Source organism: Serratia sp. GW822-FHT06E05, from assembly GCF_058799445.1.
Window position 1 is genome coordinate 60,224 of record NZ_JBXALM010000012.1, and the last position, 16,443, is coordinate 76,666.

General features: G+C 55.8%; 18 protein-coding genes. 15 read left to right on the top strand and 3 right to left on the bottom strand.

All coding sequences use genetic code 11. The features are described from left to right. Positions 1 to 112: 112 nt before the first annotated feature. Complete coding sequence (gene lpcA / locus AC1RKC_RS22040; protein WP_004949058.1) at positions 113 to 694, top strand: D-sedoheptulose 7-phosphate isomerase; 582 nt, start codon at positions 113 to 115, stop codon at positions 692 to 694. Between the two features lie 97 nt (positions 695 to 791). Then, positions 792 to 1,598, top strand: coding sequence for a class II glutamine amidotransferase (locus AC1RKC_RS22045; protein ID WP_020825364.1), 807 nt, complete (start codon positions 792 to 794; stop codon positions 1,596 to 1,598). Here the strand turns inward: AC1RKC_RS22045 and dpaA are convergent. Continuing rightward, the gene (dpaA, locus tag AC1RKC_RS22050; protein WP_020825365.1) at positions 1,530 to 2,300 is read right to left on the bottom strand and encodes a peptidoglycan meso-diaminopimelic acid protein amidase; all 771 of its coding nucleotides are present in this window, start codon (positions 2,298 to 2,300) and stop codon (positions 1,530 to 1,532) included. The genes AC1RKC_RS22045 and dpaA overlap by 69 nt on opposite strands. Before the next feature lie 255 nt (positions 2,301 to 2,555). On the opposite strand from dpaA, the gene AC1RKC_RS22055 reads away from it, so the two are divergent. The 9 genes from AC1RKC_RS22055 to nqrM are packed head-to-tail and all read left to right on the top strand — an operon-like array spanning position 2,556 to position 9,987. Continuing rightward, positions 2,556 to 2,843 (top strand): hypothetical protein, encoded by a 288-nt coding sequence (locus AC1RKC_RS22055; protein ID WP_128864373.1) that lies wholly within the window; start codon positions 2,556 to 2,558, stop codon positions 2,841 to 2,843. A gap of 34 nt (positions 2,844 to 2,877) precedes the next feature. After that, positions 2,878 to 4,227, top strand: coding sequence for a Na(+)-translocating NADH-quinone reductase subunit A (locus AC1RKC_RS22060; protein WP_046374425.1), 1,350 nt, complete (start codon positions 2,878 to 2,880; stop codon positions 4,225 to 4,227). 3 nt (positions 4,228 to 4,230) lie between these two features. Then, positions 4,231 to 5,472, top strand: coding sequence for an NADH:ubiquinone reductase (Na(+)-transporting) subunit B (locus AC1RKC_RS22065; protein ID WP_046374424.1), 1,242 nt, complete (start codon positions 4,231 to 4,233; stop codon positions 5,470 to 5,472). After that, on the top strand, positions 5,462 to 6,256 hold the full coding sequence (locus tag AC1RKC_RS22070; protein ID WP_020825368.1) for a Na(+)-translocating NADH-quinone reductase subunit C: 795 nt from the start codon (positions 5,462 to 5,464) through the stop codon (positions 6,254 to 6,256). The genes AC1RKC_RS22065 and AC1RKC_RS22070 overlap by 11 nt, the downstream gene beginning before the upstream one ends. Further along, positions 6,249 to 6,878, top strand: coding sequence for an NADH:ubiquinone reductase (Na(+)-transporting) subunit D (locus AC1RKC_RS22075; protein ID WP_020825369.1), 630 nt, complete (start codon positions 6,249 to 6,251; stop codon positions 6,876 to 6,878). Before AC1RKC_RS22070 ends, AC1RKC_RS22075 begins: the two co-directional genes overlap by 8 nt. Before the next feature lie 6 nt (positions 6,879 to 6,884). Further along, complete coding sequence (gene nqrE, locus AC1RKC_RS22080) at positions 6,885 to 7,481, top strand: NADH:ubiquinone reductase (Na(+)-transporting) subunit E (RefSeq protein ID WP_012005400.1); 597 nt, start codon at positions 6,885 to 6,887, stop codon at positions 7,479 to 7,481. Positions 7,482 to 7,496: 15 nt separating this feature from the next. Beyond that, positions 7,497 to 8,720 (top strand): NADH:ubiquinone reductase (Na(+)-transporting) subunit F, encoded by a 1,224-nt coding sequence (nqrF, locus tag AC1RKC_RS22085; protein WP_044548498.1) that lies wholly within the window; start codon positions 7,497 to 7,499, stop codon positions 8,718 to 8,720. After that, positions 8,721 to 9,752 carry an FAD:protein FMN transferase gene (locus tag AC1RKC_RS22090; protein WP_261134964.1) on the top strand — a complete coding sequence of 344 codons (1,032 nt, stop codon included), beginning with the start codon at positions 8,721 to 8,723 and terminating at the stop codon, positions 9,750 to 9,752. Positions 9,753 to 9,759: 7 nt separating this feature from the next. Beyond that, positions 9,760 to 9,987, top strand: a complete 228-nt coding sequence (nqrM, locus tag AC1RKC_RS22095) for a (Na+)-NQR maturation NqrM (RefSeq protein ID WP_020825372.1) — start codon at positions 9,760 to 9,762, stop codon at positions 9,985 to 9,987. A gap of 37 nt (positions 9,988 to 10,024) precedes the next feature. Here nqrM and AC1RKC_RS22100 read toward each other — a convergent pair whose 3' ends face one another. Then, on the bottom strand, positions 10,025 to 10,909 hold the full coding sequence (locus AC1RKC_RS22100; RefSeq protein WP_020825373.1) for a glycerophosphodiester phosphodiesterase family protein: 885 nt from the start codon (positions 10,907 to 10,909) through the stop codon (positions 10,025 to 10,027). A 205-nt stretch (positions 10,910 to 11,114) separates the two neighbouring features. Between AC1RKC_RS22100 and dinB the strand changes: the two genes are divergently transcribed. After that, complete coding sequence (gene dinB / locus AC1RKC_RS22105; RefSeq protein WP_020825374.1) at positions 11,115 to 12,176, top strand: DNA polymerase IV; 1,062 nt, start codon at positions 11,115 to 11,117, stop codon at positions 12,174 to 12,176. A gap of 78 nt (positions 12,177 to 12,254) precedes the next feature. Here the strand turns inward: dinB and pepD are convergent, their stop codons facing one another. Continuing rightward, positions 12,255 to 13,715 (bottom strand): beta-Ala-His dipeptidase, encoded by a 1,461-nt coding sequence (pepD, locus tag AC1RKC_RS22110; RefSeq protein ID WP_020825375.1) that lies wholly within the window; start codon positions 13,713 to 13,715, stop codon positions 12,255 to 12,257. Positions 13,716 to 14,039: 324 nt separating this feature from the next. Here pepD and gpt point away from each other — a divergent pair, with 324 nt between their 5' ends. From gpt to crl, 3 genes are all read left to right on the top strand, one after another. Beyond that, positions 14,040 to 14,498, top strand: coding sequence for a xanthine phosphoribosyltransferase (gene gpt, locus AC1RKC_RS22115; protein ID WP_044548512.1), 459 nt, complete (start codon positions 14,040 to 14,042; stop codon positions 14,496 to 14,498). Between the two features lie 144 nt (positions 14,499 to 14,642). Continuing rightward, positions 14,643 to 15,890, top strand: a complete 1,248-nt coding sequence (frsA, locus tag AC1RKC_RS22120; RefSeq protein WP_044548514.1) for an esterase FrsA — start codon at positions 14,643 to 14,645, stop codon at positions 15,888 to 15,890. Between the two features lie 60 nt (positions 15,891 to 15,950). Further along, entirely contained in the window at positions 15,951 to 16,352 is a 402-nt protein-coding gene (gene crl, locus AC1RKC_RS22125) for a sigma factor-binding protein Crl (RefSeq protein ID WP_041414255.1), read from the top strand. Positions 16,353 to 16,443 lie beyond the last annotated feature (91 nt).

Sequence of the window (16,443 nt, forward strand, 5' to 3'; positions counted from 1 at the left end):
AAAACCTCAGCGGCACCTCAACGAAGGCGCTGTTTGACTCAGAGTGCTTCTCGGTTTTTCCCCGATCCGGTACACTGCGGAGCGGAAGATTGACGATAACAAGAGGTTCCTCATGTACCACGACCTTATTCGCAGTGAACTGAACGAAGCGGCCGATACCCTGGCGAAATTTATCAATGACGATGCCAATATCGACGCCATTCAACGCGCGGCAGTGCTGCTGGCCGATTCCTTCAAAGCCGGTGGGAAAGTCATTTCCTGCGGTAACGGTGGCTCCCACTGTGATGCCATGCATTTTGCCGAAGAGCTGACCGGCCGCTACCGTGAAAACCGCCCAGGCTATCCGGCGATTGCCATTTCCGACGTCAGCCACCTGTCTTGCGTCAGCAACGACTTCGGCTACGAGTATGTGTTTTCGCGCTATGTGGAAGCGGTAGGCCGCGAAGGCGACGTACTGCTGGGCATTTCCACCTCAGGCAACTCCGGCAACATCATTAAAGCTATCGAAGCGGCGCGTGCCAAAGGGATGAAAGTGATCACCCTAACCGGCAAAGACGGCGGCAAAATGGCCGGTTCCGCAGACGTGGAAATCCGCGTACCGCACTTCGGTTACGCCGATCGCATCCAGGAAATTCATATCAAAGCGATCCACATCTTGATTCAGCTGATCGAAAAAGAGATGGTTAAGGCTTAACGGCTTTAGGGGGCGCACAGCCCCCGCTAATATTGTATTGGGGTGCGCCTGGCGCGCTCCAATAGACGGCGTCAGGGTGGTTAAGGAGTGGCAAGCGATGTGTGAACTGCTCGGGATGAGCGCAAACGTACCGACCGATATTTGCTTTAGCTTTACCGGGCTGGTTCAGCGCGGTGGCCGTACCGGGCCACATAAAGATGGTTGGGGCATTACCTTCTATGAAGGGAACGGTTGCCGCACGTTTAAAGATCCCCAGCCGAGTTTCGACTCGCCGATCGCCCGTCTGGTGCAAGAATATCCGATTAAGTCCTGTGCGGTGGTTTCGCATATCCGCCAGGCTAATCGCGGTGAAGTGGCGCTGGAGAATACCCACCCTTTTACCCGTGAGCTGTGGGGCCGTAACTGGACCTACGCGCACAATGGCCAATTGAAAGGCTATCGCCAGTTGGAAACCGGCAACTTCCGCCCGGTCGGCCAGACTGACAGCGAATATGCTTTCTGCTGGTTGCTGCACCAGCTTTCCCTGAAATACCCACGCACTCCGAGCCGTTGGCCGCCAGTATTCCGCTATATCGCGCTGTTGGCGGATCAACTACGCCAGAAAGGGGTATTCAACATGCTGCTGTCGGACGGGCGTTTTGTGATGGCGTACTGCTCCACCAATTTGTATTGGATCACGCGTCGTGCGCCATTCGGGAAAGCTACGTTACTCGATCAGGACGTGGAGATTGATTTCCAGCAGCAGACCACACCTAACGATGTGGTCACGGTGATTGCCACCCAACCGCTGACGGCGAATGAAACCTGGCACAAGATTGCGCCAGGCGAATTCGCGTTATTTCACTTCGGTGAGCGGCTTGGCCTGAGCGAAGGGATTGGTGCTGACAGCGGGAGCCGTGGTTGACGCATACTGCGTCATCTGGCTGCTGCTCATCAACGGTTGGCCCAGCACGTACTGACCGTTGGATACCCCCACCATTGGCGGTTGATGGTTTTTGACGAAGTAGTCATAACCCGGCTTCAACTGGCGCCAAAAAGCGATGTAGTTAGACGAACTGTGTCGCTTCAGGTTTTGATCGGTCATGCGGAACGGGTAGATACTGATATCAATCCGGCTCTGACCATAAGCGAACGCAGCTTCGACATAACGATAAATCTCATCCATATAGGTGTTGGTCATCGCGTAACACCCAATTGATTTGCATTCACCGTGGATCATCAGATAAGCGCCGGAATACCCCTGTGATTTATCGTAATCATTAGGGAAGCCGATATTTATTGCCCGATAATACTTACTGTCGGGTTTCAGATGGCGCGAGTCGACGCTATAAAAGCCTTCCGGACTTTTAAAGTCACCTTCACGACGTTTCGGGCCCAGGCCGCCGGAGAAATTGCAGATAGGGAAAGAGTTCACCAGGCGGAATTCATTGCCCATTTTGGCATACAACTCCAGCGTGCGTTCTTCTTTGAATATCTGAATATAAACCGGTGAACCCACTAATTGCTGCTTAACCACCGGCGCCTCGGGAACCTGCTCGCTGGCGCTGCAGGCCGTGATCATCGGCATAGAAAAAAGCATCGCAAACAACAACGCGATTTTGCTCATTATTATTCCTGCTTATATTTATCTGCTGGCTCAATGTAGACATGGCCAACATGCCACTGATTATTGTTTTACGGTCTTAAAACACCGTCAGATTACCAGCGTGTTCTTTTTTAGCAATATGCGATGTGTATAAAAAAACTACAAACTTCGATAAAAGTGAATCGACAGGCAGATTTTAACGATTGGTGGAGTAAAACAGCGGAAATTTAATTGCGTTTGCTTGACTCAGGTCACTGCCCAGCGCAGAAAAATGTTGTGAAAAATGTTAATATCCCGGCTCGAATTAATCTGCTGTTACGTCCGCAGAATGAGGTGTTGAGCTTACTTCTCGGGGGGATTGAATCACCCCTGCGGCAACAAAGTATTAACAGCGTTTTTAGCGCGCAAAAATGGATCCAGGAGTTATCAACGGAATGTTCGCGACCCCATTTTGTCAGTGCGAAAGATTTCATGTTGAGCGTGATGCCGTTGCGCTTAACCCAGAGGCTGCTGATGCAGTCTCATCATCCAGGCATCGTCAGCACCAGCCTCTGGGGCCGGTAAGACGTGTGAAACTAACCAACATCGTATAAATCTTATGATTAAAATCAGAAAAGGGTTAGATCTGCCCATTGCCGGAACACCGGTTCAGGCAATTCATGACGGCCCAATCATTCAGCATGTCGCCCTGCTTGGGGAAGAATACGTCGGAATGCGCCCGTCCATGCTGGTGCAGGAAGGCGATAGCGTTAAGAAAGGTCAGGCGCTGTTCGAAGATAAAAAGACCCCCGGCGTATTCTTCACTGCGCCAGCCAGCGGCCGCATCGTAGCCATCAACCGTGGTGAACGGCGCGTTTTGCAGTCGGTGGTGATCGCCATCGAAAATGACGGTGACGAACAGCTGGAGTTTGCCCATTACCCGATGGCGGAACTGGCCATGTTGCCGCGCGAGCAGGTCGAAAGCGAACTGATCGCCAGCGGCTTGTGGACGGCGTTGCGCACCCGCCCTTTCAGCAAAACTCCTGTGCCGGGAACGACGCCGCGTGCCATTTTCGTTACCGCCATGGACAGCCAGCCGCTGGCTGCCGATCCGTTGGTGATCATTACCGAACAACTGGCGGCATTTAACGCCGGGTTATCGGTATTGGCACGCTTGACCGACGGTAAAGTCCACGTCTGTCACGCATCAGGTGCGAACCTGGGCAAGCAGCCGGATGCACAGGTGACCTATAACGAGTTTGCCGGCCCGCATCCTGCCGGGTTGGTGGGGACCCATATCCACTTCCTCGAACCGGTCAGTTTGAAAAAAACCGTCTGGCATATCGGTTATCAGGACGTGATCGCTATAGGGACGCTGTTCACTACCGGCAAGCTCGATACCGATCGGGTGGTGGCGCTGGCCGGCCCGCAGGTGGAACAGCCGCAGCTGCTGCGTACCCGCCTGGGGGCCAGCCTCGATGAACTGACCGCCGGCCGTCTTAAAGCCGGTGAAAACCGGGTGATTTCAGGCTCGGTGCTGAGCGGTACCCACGTCGCCGGCCCTAACGCCTATCTTGGCCGTTTCCACTCGCAGGTTTCCGTGCTGGAAGAAGGGCGTGATAAACAGCTGTTCGGCTGGATCGCGCCGTCGCCGGATAAATTCTCTATCACCCGCACCACGCTGGGCCATTTCCTGAAAAACAAGCTGTTCGCCTTCTCGACCACCACCCACGGTGGCGAACGCGCCATGGTACCGATCGGCAACTATGAGCGGGTGATGCCGCTGGACATTCTGCCGACGCTGCTGCTGCGTGACCTTCTGGCGGGTGACAGCGACAGTGCACAGGCGCTGGGCTGTCTGGAGCTGGATGAAGAAGATCTGGCGCTTTGCACCTTCGTCTGCCCCGGCAAGTATGAATACGCTCCGGTGCTGCGCGACGTGCTGACCAAGATTGAGCAGGAAGGATAACCGATGGGCCTGAAGAACTTTTTTGACAAAATCGAGCATCACTTCACTCCGGGCGGCAAGCTGGAAAAGTGGTACCCGCTGTTTGAAGCCACGACGACGGTGTTTTACACCCCGGGTCTGGTGACGCGCGGCGCTTCGCACGTGCGCGACGCCATCGATCTGAAACGCATGATGATCCTGGTATGGCTGGCCGTTTTCCCGGCGATGTTCTGGGGCATGTACAACGTTGGCCAACAGGCCATTCCGGCGCTGCATCACCTCTATAGCGGCGATCAGCTGCAACAGGTATTGGCGGGCGACTGGCACTACCGGCTGGCGCAATGGTTGGGGGCTTCTTTGGCGGTGGACGCTGGCTGGGTCAGCAAAATGGTGCTGGGTGCCTGCTACTTCCTGCCGATATACGCCGTGGTGTTTCTGGTCGGCGGATTTTGGGAAGTGCTGTTCGCTATCATTCGCAAGCATGAGATTAACGAAGGTTTCTTTGTTACCTCGATTCTGTTTGCGCTGATTGTGCCGCCCACGCTGCCGCTGTGGCAGGCCGCGCTGGGGATTACCTTCGGCGTGGTGGTGGCGAAAGAGATTTTCGGCGGCACCGGGCGCAACTTCCTTAACCCGGCATTGGCGGGGCGCGCTTTCCTGTTCTTCGCTTATCCGGCGCAGATTTCCGGTGATCTGGTGTGGACCTCCGCCGACGGTTTCTCCGGCGCAACGCCGCTGGCGCAATGGAGCGCGGGTGGGGCGCACAGCCTGAGCAACGTCGCTACCGGCCAGTCAATCAGCTGGATGGACGCGTTTCTCGGCAACATTCCCGGCTCCGTCGGCGAAGTTTCCACGCTGATGATCCTGCTTGGCGGGGCGATAATCCTGTTCGGTCGTGTGGCATCCTGGCGCATCGTCGCCGGCGTGATGCTGGGCATGATGGCTACCGCCTTCCTGTTTAATTCCATCGGTTCTACTACTAACCCGCTGTTCGCCATGCCGTGGTACTGGCACCTGGTGTTAGGTGGTTTCGCCTTCGGCATGATCTTTATGGCCACCGATCCGGTTTCCGCCTCGTTCACCAATAAGGGGAAATGGTGGTACGGCATCCTGATTGGCGTGATGTGCGTGCTGATCAGGGTGGTCAATCCGGCCTATCCGGAAGGCATGATGCTGGCGATCCTGTTCGCCAACCTGTTCGCGCCACTGTTCGATTATCTGGTGGTGCAGGCCAACATCAAGCGGAGAAAAGCCCGTGGCGAATGAATCTAAAAACGACAGCATCGGTAAAACGCTGCTGGTGGTACTGCTGTTGTGCCTGGTGTGTTCTGTGGTGGTGGCGGGTTCCGCCGTCGGCCTGAAGTCCAAACAGCAGGAACAAAAGCTGCTCGACAAGCAGCGCAATATCCTCGATGTGGCTGGCCTGCTGCAACCGAAAATGGAGGGCGAGCAGGTCAAAACGCTGTTCACGCAACGCATCGAACCCCGGTTGCTGGATTTAAACAGCGGTGAGTTTGTTACCGGCAAGGCAGCGGCGTTCGATCTGGCTGCGGCATTGCGTGACGACAGCAAAAGTGCGGCGTTGCCGGCGGCCGACGATCCGGCGGGCATCAAACGCCGCAGTAACCAGGCGGAAATCTATCTGGTGCGTGACGACAGCGGCGCGGTGAACAAAATTGTGCTGCCGGTTTACGGCACGGGCCTGTGGTCAATGATGTACGCCTTTGTTGCGCTGGATAATGACGGTAACACGGTGAAAGGCATTACTTACTACCAGCAAGGAGAAACCCCGGGCCTGGGTGGTGAGGTTGAGAATGCCAGCTGGCGCCAGCAGTGGGTCGGTAAAAAGCTGTTTGACGATAACGGGCAACCGGCGATCCGCGTAGTGAAAGGCGGGGCACGTCAGGGAGATGAACACGGGGTGGACGGCTTGTCCGGCGCCACGCTGACCTCCAACGGCGTGCAGCATACTTTTGACTTCTGGTTGGGCGAGCACGGCTTTGGCCCGTTCCTGAAAAAAGTTCGTGAAGGAGCGCTGAAAAATGGCTGATTCCAAAGAGATTAAACGGGTCCTTTTAGGGCCTCTGTTCGACAACAACCCGATTGCCCTGCAGGTGTTGGGCGTCTGCTCCGCGCTGGCGGTGACCACCAAGCTGGAAACGGCGGTGGTGATGACCATCGCGGTGACGCTGGTTACGGCGTTTTCCAGCTTCTTTATTTCGTTGATCCGTCACCATATTCCGAACAGCGTGCGCATTATCGTGCAGATGGCGATTATCGCCTCGCTGGTGATCGTGGTCGATCAGCTGCTGCGCGCCTATGCGTTCGAGATTTCCAAACAGCTGTCGGTGTTCGTTGGCCTGATCATCACCAACTGTATCGTGATGGGGCGCGCCGAAGCCTATGCCATGAAGTCGCCGCCCATCGAGAGTTTCATGGACGGTATCGGCAATGGGCTGGGGTACGGGGTGATCCTGGTGCTGGTTGGCTTCCTGCGTGAGCTGTTCGGTTCCGGCAAGCTGTTCGGCATCCCGGTGCTGGAAACGGTACAGAACGGCGGTTGGTATCAGCCAAACGGTTTGTTCCTGCTGGCACCGAGCGCGTTCTTTATCATCGGCCTGCTGATTTGGGCGCTCCGCACCCTGAAACCAGCGCAGATCGAAAAGGAGTAATGGCCGATGGAACATTATATCAGCCTGTTTGTACGCGCAGTGTTCGTAGAGAACATGGCGTTGGCGTTCTTCCTGGGGATGTGTACCTTCCTGGCGGTATCGAAGAAGGTCTCGACCGCCTTTGGTTTGGGGATTGCGGTTACCCTGGTGCTCGGCATCTCCGTGCCGGTGAACAACCTGGTCTACAACCTGATCCTGCGTGATGGCGCGCTGGTGGAAGGCGTTGATCTGAGCTTCCTCAACTTCATCACCTTTATCGGCGTGATTGCTGCGCTGGTGCAGATTCTGGAGATGATCCTCGATCGCTTCTTCCCGTCGCTGTACAACGCACTCGGCATTTTCCTGCCGCTGATCACCGTGAACTGCGCCATCTTCGGCGGTGTGTCCTTCATGGTGCAACGTGACTACAACTTCGCCGAATCGGTGGTGTACGGCTTCGGTTCCGGCACGGGCTGGATGTTGGCGATAGTTGCGATGGCGGGGATCCGCGAAAAACTCAAGTATGCCAATGTCCCCGCAGGGTTGCGCGGCCTGGGCATTACCTTTATCACCACCGGGCTGATGGCGTTGGGCTTTATGTCCTTCTCCGGTGTTCAGTTGTAAAGGCGGGAAGAATTTATGGAAATTATTTTAGGCGTCGCGATGTTTACCGCCATCGTTATGGTGCTGGTATTGCTGATCTTGTTCGCCAAATCGAAGCTGGTGAACACCGGCGATATTGCGGTGGAAGTGAATGGCGATTTGGACAAAAGCTTTACCGCTCCGGCGGGCGACAAGCTGCTGAATATGCTCTCCAGCCAGGGGATCTTCGTTTCGTCCGCCTGTGGCGGCGGCGGTTCCTGCGGGCAATGTCGGGTGGTGATCAAAGAGGGCGGCGGCGATATCCTGCCGACTGAACTGTCGCACATCAACAAGCGTGAAGCGAAAGAGGGTTGCCGCCTGGCCTGTCAGGTGAACGTGAAGCAAAACCTGAAAATCGAGCTGCCGGAAGAAATCTTTGGCGTGAAGAAGTGGGAGTGCGAAGTTATCTCCAATGATAACAAAGCCACCTTTATCAAAGAGCTGAAGCTGAAAATTCCTGACGGTGAAGACGTGCCGTTCCGTGCCGGTGGTTTTATTCAGATCGAGGCGCCGGCGCACGACATCAGCTATGCCGATTTCGATGTGCCGGAGGAGTACCGCGGCGACTGGGACAAATTCAACCTGTTCCGCTATCGCTCAGTGGTGAATGACACCACGGTGCGCGCCTATTCCATGGCGAACTATCCGGATGAAAAGGGCATTATCATGCTCAACGTGCGTATCGCTACGCCACCGCCGCGCGATCCTGACGTGCCGCCGGGCATTATGTCTTCCTATATCTGGTCGCTGAAGGCCGGTGACAAGGTGACTATCTCCGGGCCGTTCGGCGAGTTCTTTGCCAAGGATACCGACGCCGAAATGATCTTTATCGGCGGTGGTGCCGGCATGGCGCCAATGCGTTCACACATCTTTGACCAGCTCAATCGCCTGAAGTCCAAGCGCAAAATCACCTTCTGGTACGGCGCGCGTTCGCTGCGTGAGATGTTCTACGAGGACGATTTCAACCGGTTGCAGGAAGAGAATGAAAACTTTACCTGGCACGTGGCGCTTTCCGATCCGCAGCCAGAGGATAACTGGACGGGTTACACCGGCTTTATCCATAATGTTCTGTTGGAAAACTATCTGCGCAACCACCCTGCGCCGGAAGACTGCGAATTCTACATGTGCGGTCCGCCAATGATGAACGCCGCGGTGATCAAGATGCTGAAAGATCTGGGCGTCGAAGACGAAAATATCATGCTGGATGACTTTGGTGGCTAAATGCGCGTAGGGGCAATGAAGGGCTGGATGACGACGGTGGTGCTGAGCGCCACCCTGTTATTGACCGGTTGCGGGCCGGAGCAGGTGAATCTCGAGGGTAAAACCATGGGGACCTCCTATTCGATCCGCTACGTCACCGGCGACGACACGCCGTCCGCCGCCAAGATACAGGCGGAGATCGACAAACGGTTGGAGTTGGTGAACAACCAAATGTCCACCTATCGTCCTGGCTCGGAACTGAGCCGCTTCAACGCCAGTCGCGCAGTGGATAAACCCTTCCCGGTGTCGGCCGCGACGGCAGAAGTGGTGCTGGAGGCGCTGCGTATCAACCGCGTTACTGACGGCGCGCTGGACGTAACCGTCGGGCCGTTGGTTAACCTGTGGGGCTTCGGGCCTGAAGGGCGACCGGACAAGGTGCCGAGCGCCGCCGCACTGGAGCAGCGCCGCGCCTGGACTGGCATCGACAAGCTGTCGGTACAGGGCAACGCGTTGGTCAAACGCATTCCGGAGCTGTATGTCGATCTTTCCTCGATTGCCAAGGGGTACGGGGTGGATGTCATTGCTCAGTACCTGCAGTCGCAGCAGGTGAAAAACTACATGGTCGATATTGGCGGTGAGGTGCGCACTCGCGGCCACAACGGTGAGAATAAACCGTGGCGTATCGCCATTGAGCGGCCGACCGCCGGCATGGAGCAGAAAGCGCAATTGGTGATCCAACCCGGTGAGATGTCGATAGCTACCTCGGGGGATTACCGTAACTATTTCGAACAGGATGGCGTGCGGTATTCGCATACTATAGATCCGATCACCGGCCGGCCGATCCATCACCATCTGGTGTCGGTCACGGTGTTGAGCCCAACCTGCATGGCGGCAGACGGTTTGTCGACCGGATTAAACGTACTGGGGCCGGAACGCGGCATGGCATTGGCGAACCTGATGGGGATCCCGGTGTTCATGATTGTGAAAACTGCCACCGGTTTTGAAGAGCGCTACTCTGAGGCGTTTAAACCCTATTTGAACAAGCACTCGTGAGGTCGCTATGTTGACGGTATTTGTCGCCACCTTCGTGTTGTTTCTGCTGATTGTCGGCGGCATGTCCCTGGGCTACGTGTTTAAACGTAAAAGCCTGCAGGGCAGCTGCGGCGGCATTACGGCGCTGGGGATGGATAAGGTCTGCGACTGTCCGGAACCTTGCGATGCGCGGAAAAAACGCCTGGAGAAAGAGGCGTTGCGCCAGCAGCAGTTGGAAAAGCACCGGATTATCTGACTACAAGGGGCGCATGCAGCGCCCCTTTTTTTATCGGTTATTTGGCCTGGCGAAAGTTTTTCGCATCGGCCGGTGAGTTGACCATCACCCCGTCTACCCCAAGCGCCAGCGCCTGCTGGTAGTCTGCCGGGGTGTTGATACCAAACAGAATGATGTGCGCCGGGCCTTGTGAACGGAAGCAGTCGATCGATTCTTTATCCCAGGTCAGAAACGCCTTGGAGCGCCCCTCGCCCAAGGTAAATTTCTCCACCACTTCCACTTCCCGTTTCAGTTCCAACCCGTACCAGCGTGGCTTCTGGTTATCCGGCTTCAGTTCGCACAGGTGTGACAGGCTGATATTCGCCAGCAGGTCGCGGGTTTCATCGCGGGTTTCGAAACGCTTGATAGCCGGCGGTAGCGCCTGCAAATATTTGGCATCGGTGGAGTAAACGCGGGTGCGGTTCAGGCTGTCGGTTTTTTCCAGGGTTGCCAGCAAGGTTTTACCGAACTGGGCCGGATTGGCATCCGGTGACTTGATGTCCAGATAGAAATTGACCTTGGGGAAGTCGTTGAGTATTTCATCCAGCCGAGGAATGCCAATGCCTTTCCCCCGGAACGGGTGCGTTTCCCCTTTGGCGAATGACCAGCCGGCGTCAACTTTCGCCAGTTGTTCGGCGGTGTAAGCGGAGACCAGGCCCTGTTGGTTGGTCAGCGCTTTCAGGTCTGAGGGACGGTATAGCACGATAACGCCGTCTTTGGATTCCTGCAGCGTGATCCAAATGGCGTCGGCGCCGTTTTTCAGTGCGGTTTCAATTGCGACGCGAGTGTTTTCAGGTGCGTCGGCAGTGCCACCGCGGTGCGCAATAATGGCAGGGGCTGCGCTCGCGGCAAGGGATATCAGGGATAATGCTGAAGCGAATAAATAGACCGATAATGCTTTCATGTAGGGCACCTTCCTGTGCAAGGTTTATTGTTATCAATAACTGAGGCGATTAATTTGCCACAGCGTACTATTCAAAAATTACGCTTTTTTAACAAGTCGAAGATAATTGGGTGAAACCCTGTTTTATCCGAGCTGATCCGAGTTTTGCCGAGGCTTGAGCTTTCCATTATTGGCTGTATACTTATACAGTGTTATTGGAGGGGCGATGCGTAAAATCATTCATGTCGATATGGACTGCTTCTTCGCGGCGGTAGAAATGCGCGACGATCCCAGCCTGCGCGATATTCCGTTGGCGATTGGCGGCAGCGCCGACCGGCGTGGGGTGATCAGCACCGCCAACTATCCTGCACGTCGCTATGGCGTACACAGTGCCATGTCGACGGCGATGGCGCTCAAGCTTTGCCCGCACCTTAAGCTGCTGCCCGGCCGCATGGCGGCGTACAAGGAAGCCTCGCTGCATATCCGTGAAATTTTTGCCCGCTACACCCCGTTGATCGAACCGCTGTCTCTGGATGAAGCCTATCTGGACGTCACTGACTGCAGCCAGTGCAACGGCTCGGCGACGCTGATCGCCGAACAAATCCGCCAGGCGATAGCCGATGAACTGAACCTCACCGCGTCTGCCGGTGTCGCGCCCATCAAATTCCTCGCCAAAATCGCCTCGGAGCTGAATAAGCCGAACGGCCAATACGTCATTACCCCGGCGCAGGTTCCCGCGTTTTTACAGCAACTGCCGTTGAGTAAAATCCCAGGCGTGGGAAAAGTGACCGCCAAACGGTTGGAAGAAGTGGGATTGATCACCTGCGCCGACGTGCAGCAGTACGATCTGGCAGCGTTGTTAAAGCGCTTTGGCAAATTTGGCCGCGTACTTTGGGAACGCTGTCAGGGCATCGATCTGCGTGAGGTTTCGCCAGAGCGGCTGCGCAAGTCGGTGGGGGTAGAACGCACGCTGGCGGAGGACATTCATGCCTGGGAAGAGTGCGAAGCGCTGATCGTCGACAAACTGTATCCGGAGCTGGAAATGCGCTTGCGCAAGGTAAAACCGGATCTGCATATCGCCCGCCAAGGCGTAAAGCTGAAGTTTCAGGATTTCCAGCAAACAACCCAAGAACACGTTTGGCCAGTACTGAATAAAGAGGATTTGATCAATGTAGCGCGTCAGGCATGGAGCGAAAGGCGCGAAGGGCGTGGGGTGCGGCTGGTAGGCTTGCACGTGACGCTGCTGGATCCGCAGCTTGAGCGCCAGCTGTTGCTGCCGTGGGAATAACAAGGGCGCAATGCAATATTGCGCCCTTGCTTGCACAGCCCGGTATTTTTTAGGGTTCAGCACACCGAACCCGGCAAATTACGCGCGCTCTGGGATAGCCTTCAGCAGTGCCGTCAGCAGTTTCCAGTACAGGCCCACGCTTTCGATATGCACTTGCTCATCCGGCGAGTGTGGCCCGGTGATGGTCGGCCCAATCGACACCATATCCATATTCGGGTACGGCTTTTTAAACAGGCCGCATTCCAGCCCCGCGTGGATCACCATGATGTTTGGCGTCTTGTTGAACAGATCCTGATAGATCTCGCGTACCAAATGCATGACCGGTGAGTCAGCGTCCGGTTGCCAGCCAGGGTAGCCGCCTTTCGGGGCCACTTTGGCGTTGGCCAACTGGCCCAGCGCGGTCAGCATGCCGACCACGTAATCTTTACCGCTGTCGATCAACGAACGGATCAGGCAGATGATTTCTGCTTCGCTGTCGCTGGTGGTCACTACGCCCACGTTCAGTGAGGTTTCCACCACGCCTTTCACCGCGTCGCTCATGCGGATCACACCGTTTGGCGTGCCGTTGAGCAGTGCCAGGAAACGCTGTTGGCTGTCTGCGGTCATGGCCTGAGACGTGCTGGTGGTTGGCTCCAGCAGAACGGTGATGTTCTTTTCTTTAGCGGACAGCTCATTTTGCAGGGTGGCCAGGAACGCCTGGCTCAGTGCTTTGAGCTCATCGGCCTTAGCTGCCGGTACGGCAACCACGGCAGAAGCTTCACGCGGGATGGCGTTGCGCAGGGTGCCGCCGTTCAGGTCCAGTACGCGCAGATTCAACGCCGCGGCATTATCGAACAGGAAGCGCGCCAGCAGTTTGTTGGCGTTGCCCAGACCGACGTGAATATCCGCGCCGGAGTGGCCGCCTTTCAGGCCTTTGATCGTCAGCTTCAGGGTCTGGTAACCGGCCGGTACGGCTTCACGCTGCAGCGGCAGGGTGGTGATGAAATCAATACCGCCGGCGCAACCCATGTAGATCTCGCCTTCTTCTTCGGAATCGGTGTTGATCAGGATATCCGCCTGCAGCCAGTTAGCCTGCAGCCCGAATGCACCGTCCATGCCGGCTTCTTCGGTCATGGTCAGCAGCACTTCCAGCGGACCGTGCTCGACGCTGTCGTCTGCCAGCACAGCCAGCGCGGAGGCCATGCCGATGCCGTTGTCGGCGCCCAGCGTGGTGCCGCGCGCTTTGATCCACTCACCGTCGATATACGGCTGAATCGGATCCTTGGTGAAGTCGTGCACGGTGTCGTTATTTTTCTGCGGCACCATGTCCAGGTGCGCCTGCAGGGCAACCGGCTTGCGGTTTTCCATGCCTTTGGTGGCCGGCTTGCGCAGCAGGATATTGCCTACCTGGTCACGCTCGGCGTGGAGGTTTTTCTCTTTGGCCCATTCGAGGATGTGCTGCGCCAGCGCTTCTTCATGATAAGAAGGGTGTGGAATAGAGCAGATTTTGGCAAAAATATCCCACAGCGGCTGTGGCGAAAGTTGAGACAATTCAGACACAATAAGTCTCCTGTAACGGCATTCACGGCATAGCGGGAATACCGCTCGGTTAGGGTTAGGGGCATCTGTGCGGTTTTGGCACGATCTCCAGAGAATATCACTTTCTACCGGGCGGTGCCCGTCCCGAATTGTGCTGTTTAAGCGCTTGATCACACTAGTTTGCTGCGCTGCAGTTCATTTTTTCAGCATCAATCACCAGAGGAAATACTTATGATTTCCACGGTACAACTGGTATTCGGCGCGCCCAGTCTCTATAATCTCGCGCAACCTTTTTTCCCCTGATTACTGAATAAGCCACACCCTGGCTGGCTGGGACACCATTCTATGAGCGAAAAATACGTTGTTACCTGGGACATGCTGCAAATGCAAGCGCGCAAACTGGCTCACCGCCTGCTGCCCGTAGACCAATGGACAGGCATTATTGCCGTAAGCCGCGGCGGCCTGGTGCCGGCAGCCTTACTGGCGCGTGAACTGGGTATTCGCCATGTGGATACCGTGTGCATTTCCAGCTATGACCATGACAACCAACGCGAAATGAAAGTGCTCAAGCGCGCTGAAGGCGACGGTGAAGGCTTTATCGTCATCGACGATCTGGTGGATACCGGTGGTACTGCAAAAGCCATCCGCGAGATGTACCCGAAAGCGCATTTCGTCACCATCTTTGCCAAGCCGGCAGGCCGCCCGCTGGTGGACGATTATGTGGTTGATATCCCACAGGATACCTGGATCGAACAGCCATGGGACATGGCGGTGACCTTCGTACCACCGATCGGCGGTCGTTAAGTTCGACAGGCTGTTCCATTAAAACGCCCGGTTTCGCCGGGCGTTTTCGTTATTTTGGTTTATCGCCCCAGAGTTAGGTACACTACCTCCAGTTGATTAGGCTGTTTGCGGCCTATAGCCAGATTTACGGAGGCTGTTGTTACCATGGCACAAGCCAACCTTTCTGAAATTCTGTTCAAACCCTCATTTAAACATCCTGAGACCTCGACGCTGGTGATGCGCGCGCGCAACAAAGTCAGCGCCGATTTGCATTCCACGCTGGAAGGCAACACCGTCAGCAACTGGTATCGCATGCTTAACCCGCTGTTGTGGGCCTGGCGCGGCGTTGATCCGATCGAAATCAACGAAGTGCTGGCGCGCATCGCAGTCGCCGATGTGGAGCACACCAACGACAAATGGCTGGATACCGTGGTCGGTTACCGTAACGGCAACTGGATTTACGAATGGGTTCACCAGGGCATGCGCTGGCAACAGAGCGCGTTGGAACAGCAAGATCCTTTGATCGGCGGTCAGCACTGGCTCAACGCCGCCAATTTTTACAGCATCGCCGGCTACCCGCACCTGAAAGGGGACGAACTGGCCGAGCAGGCCGAAGCGCTCTCCTGTCGGGCTTACGAAGAAGCCGCGCTGTTGCTGCCTTATCAGTTGAAAGAGCTGGAGTTCCGCATTGAGGGCGGCAGCAGCATCAATGGCTTCCTGCACCTGCCGGAAAAGGGCGAGGCCCCGTTCCCGACGGTGTTGATGTGCGGCAGCCTGGACACGCTGCAAACTGACTATCACCGCCTGTTCCGCGATTATCTGGCACCGCACGGCATCGCCATGCTGACCATCGATATGCCCTCCATCGGCTCCTCATACAAGTGGAAGCTGACGCAAGATTCCAGCTTCCTGCATCAGCAGGTGCTGATCCAGCTGGCCTCGGTGCCGTGGGTCGATCATCAGCGCGTCACCGCGTTTGGCTTCCGTTTTGGTGCCAACGTGGCGGTACGTCTGGCCTATCTGGAGCCACAGCGGCTGCGTGGCGTGGCATGTCTGGGGCCGGTGGTGCATCGCCTGCTGTGCGACAGCAAAACGCAACAGCATGTGCCGGACATGTACATGGATGTGCTGGCCAGCCGGATGGGGATGGCCAACGCGTCGGATAACGTGCTGAAGGTGGAATTGAATAGCTATTCGCTGAAAACCCAAGGGCTGTTGGGCCGCCGTTGCCCGACGCCAATGCTGGCCGGTTACTGGGATCAGGATCCGCTCAGCCCGAAAGAAGAAGCGCAGCTGATCGCATCGTCGTCGCTGGACGGCAAACTGATCGCCATACCGCGCGCCCCTGTCTACAGCAGTTTCCACAAGGCGTTGCTGCAAATGACCCACTGGATGAAAGATAAAATGCGTTAATTAGTTGCTAAATTTTAACAGTTTGTTAAAAAGAGTGGTCTACATTGAGGAGGTTAAAGAATGACGTTACCGAGTGGTCACCCTAAAAGCCGACTAATGAAACGTTTCGCCAGCTTGGGGCCGTACCTGCGTGAAGGGCAGTGTGAGAACGACCGTTTTTTCTTTGATTGTTTAGCCGTGTGCGTCAATGTTAAGCCCGCTCCAGAGAAGCGCGAATTCTGGGGTTGGTGGATCGAACTGCATGCCGAAGATACGCGTTTCACCTACGCCTATCAGTTTGGCCTGTTTGATAAAGATGGGCACTGGACGCCGGAAAAGATTAAAGATGCTGAAGTGAAAACCAAGTTGGAAACCACCCTGCGTGATTTCCACCGTCGTCTGGGCGAGCTGCTGACCACCATGGAACTGACGCTTGAACCGGCCGAGAATTTCAAAGAGAAACTGATTAAACTTTCCGCCTGACCCCGTTAGACCACAAGTATTCTGCTGATTTCGCGTTGTGCCTGTTGGCATAACGCGTCTCTCCTGCTACAAAGACCTTTGCACTCTTATT